Source organism: Shewanella sp. SG41-4, assembly GCF_014164505.1.
Lineage (GTDB): Bacteria > Pseudomonadota > Gammaproteobacteria > Enterobacterales > Shewanellaceae > Shewanella.
On sequence record NZ_JACJFI010000228.1, the window covers coordinates 1 to 6,442 of the forward strand.

The 6,442-nt window shown below is 40.4% G+C and carries 5 protein-coding genes; 3 read left to right on the top strand and 2 right to left on the bottom strand.

Features of this window, described 5'->3' with window-relative positions:
* Positions 1–232 precede the first annotated feature (232 nt).
* Positions 233–2,392 carry a cation:proton antiporter domain-containing protein gene (locus H5202_RS16700; RefSeq protein ID WP_182773070.1) on the top strand — a complete coding sequence of 720 codons (2,160 nt, stop codon included), beginning with the start codon at positions 233–235 and terminating at the stop codon, positions 2,390–2,392.
* Between the two features lie 145 nt (positions 2,393–2,537).
* On the opposite strand, the gene bcp is transcribed toward H5202_RS16700, so the two are convergent.
* Both bcp and H5202_RS16710 read right to left on the bottom strand, forming a co-directional pair.
* Entirely contained in the window at positions 2,538–3,005 is a 468-nt protein-coding gene (gene bcp / locus H5202_RS16705) for a thioredoxin-dependent thiol peroxidase (RefSeq protein WP_182773071.1), read from the bottom strand.
* 83 nt (positions 3,006–3,088) lie between these two features.
* The gene (locus H5202_RS16710) at positions 3,089–3,625 is read right to left on the bottom strand and encodes a glycine cleavage system protein R (protein ID WP_182773072.1); all 537 of its coding nucleotides are present in this window, start codon (positions 3,623–3,625) and stop codon (positions 3,089–3,091) included.
* A gap of 283 nt (positions 3,626–3,908) precedes the next feature.
* Between H5202_RS16710 and dapA the strand changes: the two genes are divergently transcribed.
* Positions 3,909–4,793 carry a 4-hydroxy-tetrahydrodipicolinate synthase gene (gene dapA, locus H5202_RS16715; RefSeq protein WP_182773073.1) on the top strand — a complete coding sequence of 295 codons (885 nt, stop codon included), beginning with the start codon at positions 3,909–3,911 and terminating at the stop codon, positions 4,791–4,793.
* Positions 4,794–4,797: 4 nt separating this feature from the next.
* Positions 4,798–5,895 carry an outer membrane protein assembly factor BamC gene (gene bamC / locus H5202_RS16720; protein ID WP_182773074.1) on the top strand — a complete coding sequence of 366 codons (1,098 nt, stop codon included), beginning with the start codon at positions 4,798–4,800 and terminating at the stop codon, positions 5,893–5,895.
* Positions 5,896–6,442 lie beyond the last annotated feature (547 nt).

A 6,442-nucleotide genomic window follows, 5' to 3' on the forward strand; every position in this document is an offset into this window, starting at 1 on the left:
TAATGGGCTCAAACATATATGCATCATTTAACTATGTCCCTATGATGAAATAAAAAGAAAAATCAGTAAGTATTATCGATTAACAGAAATAGATTAATCGCAATTAATGATTTGGCTAATTAAGTTGTTGTAATTAGTCAAGTTTAATGCATTTAGAGCACGATATTAACGTGAGTCGCATTGCTTATTAAGTTAGTCATTAGCAATGATAGCAATACAAAAGGAAACAATTATGGTTGAACACATTACAGGCATGCTGGCATTAATCGGTGTGTTATCACTTTTGTGTCAATGGGTTGGTTGGAAATTACGTCTACCAGCAATTTTACCACTTCTATTATGTGGTTTACTGTTAGGGCCAGGATTAGGGATATTAGACCCAGATGAAATCTTTGGTGATTTATTGTTTCCTATTATTTCGTTAGGTGTTGCGGTCATCCTGTTTGAAGGTGCGCTGACACTTAACTTTAAAGAAATTAAAGAACATGGACGAATGGTGACCCACCTTGTCACCATCGGCGCATTTATTACCTGGGCGTGTATTGCTCCAGCGGCGCATTTTTTGCTCGGGTTTGATTGGGCAATTGCCATGTTATTCGGTGCATTAGTGGTGGTTACAGGGCCGACAGTGATTGTGCCTATGTTACGTACAGTGCAACCTAAATCGAATTTAGCCAGCATTTTACGTTGGGAAGGCATCGTTATTGATCCCATCGGTGCATTATTAGCGGTACTAGTATTTGAGTATATCGCCGTTACAGCCGACCCGACCACGCACGTATTGACTGCATTAGGCTTAACCTTAGTGCTTGGTTTTGGTCTAGGTGCTGCAGGCGGTTACTTAACAGGTTTAGCTATCCGTAAGAACTTATTCCCGCATTACTTACGCAACACCGCAGTATTAACCATTATGTTGGGCATTTTTGTTGGCTCTAACATTTTACAAGAAGAGTCTGGCTTGTTAACGGTTACGGTAATGGGTATTTGGTTAGCGAACATGCGCGGCGTTGATATTGCCGACATTTTGGAATTTAAAGAAACCTTAACCGTACTACTGATTTCAGCGTTGTTTATTCTGTTGGCCGCCCGCCTTGATTCTGGTGCAATGCTGGACCTAGGATTTGGTGGTGTAGGGGTGCTATTAGTGGCGATGTTTGTCGCGCGTCCATTAAGCATTTGGATTTCAGGCTTAGGCACCAATTTGTCGTCAAAAGATAAGTGGTTTTTAAGTTGGGTTGCGCCACGCGGTATTGTTGCAGCAGCCATTTCATCATTATTTGCCATTAAACTAGAGTCGGTTGGCTTAGAAGGTGCCAGTTCGATTGTACCGTTAGTATTCTTAATTATTATTGGTACCGTGGTGATTCAAAGCTTAACGGCCGGTCGTTGGGCTAAGTTTTTAGGTGTGAAAGAGGGCTCTAATCAAGGGGTGTTAATTTTTGGTGCATCTAAATTCTCACGTGATTTAGCTTCTATTTTAATTTCGAAAAATATTAAGGTTATTTTAGCGGACAACAACTGGGACAGTATTCGCCAAGCGCGCATGGAAAACATTCCAGTGTACTTTGGTAACCCGGCGTCAGAGCATGCATCCAATTTTATGGACTTAAGTGGGATCGGTCGAGTGCTTGTGATGTCGCCATACCGTCAGTTAAACCCGTTGGTGACATTCCATTTCCAAGATTTAATGGGCACCGAAAAAGTGTATGGTTTAAACAATGCTGACAGCGCCAGTGCACGTCATCAGTTGTCTGAATCTTATCTTAAGCGCTTATGTTTGTTTGGTGAGAACATATCTTACGCCAAAATTGCCACCTTAATGGCCAAAGGCGCGGTATTGAAAATCACCAATATAACTGAAAACTTTACGTATGATCATTTCAAAAAGCGCTACGGTGACACTGCTATGCCATTGGTTTATTTAACCAAAGAAGGCAAGGTTAAAGTTATATCTGGCGTTGAAGCGATTGTGCTACCTGTGGGCATAGAGTTAATTAGCTTATTGCCACAAGAAGCGCAAGACCAAGCGGTTATTCAGCGCGCATTAGATGACGAAGCTGATCGCCAAGCCAAAATAGTGGCAGAAGCTGAAGCAAAAGCGGCCGCTGAAGCCAGAGCTGTTCGCGAAGCAGAAGAAGCTGAGCAACGCATCATTGAAAAAGCTCGTCGTAAAGAAGAAGAGTTAGCGCAATTTGAGCAACAAGAAAAAGCCCGCTTATTAGCTGACGAAGAGGCTGCATTAGTTAAGCAAGAAACTGCCTCGTTAGCCAAAGAGTTAGCCGCGCAAGAGAAGGCTAAACAAGTTGCAAGTGCAACAACAGAGTCGAGTGATGCAGAGACTGCAGCCGATGAAGAAAAGCCACAGCAACCAAGCGATACTAAAACGGTATAGATTCTAAAACAGTGTAAACGTTAGCGCTTAGGCGTTAACGAGTTTTTTCTTAATAGTCTTACTAAAAAGGGCTTAGCAATAAATTGCTAAGCCCTTTTTTATTATTACGTTACAGCGTAAAGACAAGGTGTTCACCTTGCTTCAATTACTCAGCTAACGTGGCCAGAACCACTTCGTGGTGATCTTTGGTTTTGAATTTATTCAACACATGACTGATTTTGCCATCTGTACCCACGATAAAACTTAAGCGATGAATGCCATCGTAAATTTTACCCATGAATTTTTTTTGTCCCCAAACGCCAAAACCATCAGCAACCGCGTGGTCTTCATCACTGAGTAAGGTAAAGTTTAGTTGTTGTTTCTCTGCAAACTTAGCCAGTTTAGCTACAGGGTCTGGGCTAATGCCAAATACTGTTACTTTTAAACCATCAAGTTGTGCTTTGATATCGCGCAGACCTTGTGCTTGCACTGTGCAACCAGGAGTCGATGCTTTAGGGTAGAAATACACTAGCACTGGGCCTTTAGACAAGGTGTCTTGCAGTGATACCGCTTCGCCTGCTTGGTTTTGAAGGGTAAAACTTGGTGCAGTATCACCTACGTTTAATGTGTTCATGATTGGTCCTTTATCAAATGTGATGCGGATATTACGTGACTAGCACGTACAAGGTTCACATCAATGAGAGGTGACTGTAATTATTATGGCGCTGCAATGCCCTGCATACGCTTAATGCTGCACTCTAACGACATCGACTCGGCCAGCTCATGAATGCCTTGTTCAAGCTTCAATAAATTTATTTTATCAGGGATATTGATCGCTAATAAAATCGACTGGGTTTTAAGGCTGTCATTGTCGTCAGCATGGGAGCGTACGGCCGCTAAATCAAGGCCTCTTTCAGCCAAAAACTGGGTAATGCTCTTCATGGTTCCGCGTTGGTCTTCACCATTAAATATCACTTCAATACGAGAAACAAAGTTTTTGGGAGTATGTTTGGATGTTCGCTTCATGACCGTCATGAGTTCGAGTTCTACACTCAGCACCGGCAGTAAGCTTTCAATTTTAGTTATAGCTGACCAAGAGCCTGATATCATCATAATTAGGGTAAATTCATTACCAAATAATGCCATACGACTGTCGACTATATCGCAATCACATTCACTTGCTAAACGCGCTAAACGACTAACTAATCCTGGACGGTCTGCGCCCATTGCCGTAACGACCAGAAAATTGGTCATGGATTTTCCTCACTTTTGATATCGTAGAGCGAAAACTTATGCCGAAGCATGTCAGTTTTTGTGCGGGTACTAATGCTATCATTTTTCACTAAAACACCTCAATATAGTAACCTATATCACTCACATAAATGTGATTATTTTTTACCGTTATAGCTTCAAAGATGCTAGGTTACGCTGCATTAAATAGCATAAATGACTTATTTCAAATTATGGTTACCGTAGAGCTTGTCATTAGTGGTTGGCATCAGTAACATAGCGAATCCTGAAACCGTGGGGAAGATAGATGATAAACGGAAGCATCGTAGCCTTAATCACTCCAATGAACAGTGATGGCACAGTAGATTATGCAAGTCTTGAAAGACTTGTAGAGTTCCATATTGAACAAGGTACTGATGCCATAGTCGCGGTCGGTACTACAGGCGAGTCTGCTACTCTGCCTATGACAGAGCATGCGGCTGTTGTTAGCCAAACTGTTAAGTTTGCATCAGGTCGTATTCCTGTTATTGGTGGCAATGGCGCAAACGCCACAGCAGAAGCCATTGAATTAACCAAATCAATGCAAAAATCAGGTGTTGTCGCCATGCTTGGCGTGACCCCTTATTACAATAAACCAACGCCTAAGGGATTAATTGCCCATTATACGGCGGTTGCTGCTAGTACTGACATTCCTCAAATTCTTTATAATGTGCCAGGTCGTACTGCTGTTGATATGAAACCAGAAACCGTGGCTGAATTATCAAGTGTCAGTAATATTATTGGTGTTAAAGAAGCCACTGGCGATTTAAGCCGAGTAGCGCGTTTACGTGAACTCTGTGGTGAAGACTTTTTACTTTACAGCGGCGATGATGCAACAGCTCGCGAGTTTTTATTGCTGGGTGGTAATGGCGTTATTTCAGTGGCAAATAATATTGTTCCACATGCGTTTAAAGCCATGTGTGATGCCGCGTTAGCCAAAAATGCACAATTAGCTGAAACAATCGATCAACCATTAATGGGTATTTATCGCTCGTTATTTTGTGAAGCCAACCCAATCCCAGTGAAATGGGCTGTTCATAGAATGGGTTTGATAGCTAATGGCCATATTCGTTTACCTTTAACTGAACTTTCTGAGCAGTTTCATGGTCTGTTAATAGAAACAATGAAACAAGCTCATATTGAGGTAAAATAAATTCATGTTAAAGAAAGTCACTCCGTTACTCCTTGTTGCAGCTGTTTCAGCTTGCAGTACACCATTAGATCGCCGTCAGGCCAATGGTAATGATGATTTCGTTAATGCTGAAACAACGTCATTATTGCCGATCCCACAGGGCTTGAACACGCCTACTAACAGTAAAGAATACGACATTCCTTCTGTTGGTAATAACGTCAACAAGCAGCTTGTAGGCAAGAATCTTGATATTCGTGCGCCATTGCAAGTATTGCCAATGGCTGAAGGCACACACATCGAAGAAAGCAGTGATAGTATTCGTGTTGTGATTGAATCAATTGAAAGTACTACAGATCTAAAACAAGAAATTTTTGAAGTAATCAATGGATATCTAACCCAAAATAACATTGCTGTTCGTAGCGAAGATGTTACTGCTGGTTTTATTGAAACAGATTGGATTGAAAATGATGAGATCATTGAATCTAATTGGTGGGGTAGTGACAAGGTTTATCAACTACGTCAGCGTTACCGTTACCATGTGGATGTGAAACCACATGGTCGCTCTGGTTCTGTATCGATTGATTTAGTTGAGCATCAAGAGTTTTATGATGATAAAGATCAGAAAATCCTATTAAGTGGTGAAGACAAACGTCGTTATACTACCGATATGCTGAACAATGCCATTGCCTATATGAGCGTTAAACGTGATCAAGCTATCCGCGCTGCACGTATTGAGCAAAGTCTTGGTATTAAGATAGATTTAGTGACAAATTCTACTGAATCAGCTCATTGGTTAGCAGATGCAAATTATAAGTCGGTATGGGATCGTTTACGCCTAGTATTGCCTGAGATGGGTTTTGATGTTGTTGATACAGATAACAGCAAAGGCCTGTTTTACATTAATTTAGAAGAAAGCGGTGGTTTCTGGAGCTCTTTATGGGGTGACCAAAAACTGTCTCTGAAAAAAGGTAATTATCGTTTACTGCTAAAAGAAACAGATGATGTAAATCAAACTAAAATTATGTTGCATGACGTAGAAGACAAACCATTGTCTGATGAGTCAATTACTGAAGTTTATAATATTATCTCTGACTTAATGCAAGAAGACCGCAAAGTGCGTTAAGCTTTGTTGGTAGATTATTAACCATGAAAGAGACGCTTTAAGCGTCTCTTTTTATTTTATTTACTTATTTACACTTTGATTCAATAGGGCGCTATTCTGCACCTATACCTACTAGTTTGAAGTTACCATTTCGAGACTATAGCCCAAACAAACTGACTTCGTTGTTGAGTCATATTAATATTAGACAGTACACATTTTTAACCGTTAACGCCGACAATATGAACTTAGACTGAATCTGAACCGAACACTATTTGTCACAGAATGTGTCGGCGAGAGTACTTCAAGATTATTTATGCATGTAAATGATGAATAAAACGGTCTAAATATGCATAAACGCTGAGAAAAACAATAATTATATGAATATTAAGATGATATGAACTATTTGCTCAACATGTTCGTAATTTGTAAGTGAAAGTAAAACCGCTTGATGTGAATTTATTGCTAAGTACAATTACATAACAAAGAAAATCATATTTATAATTCATTCCACCTTTGATGGTTACGGACTCGAAATGAAAAAGATAATCGTACTGATCGCCATAGTGCT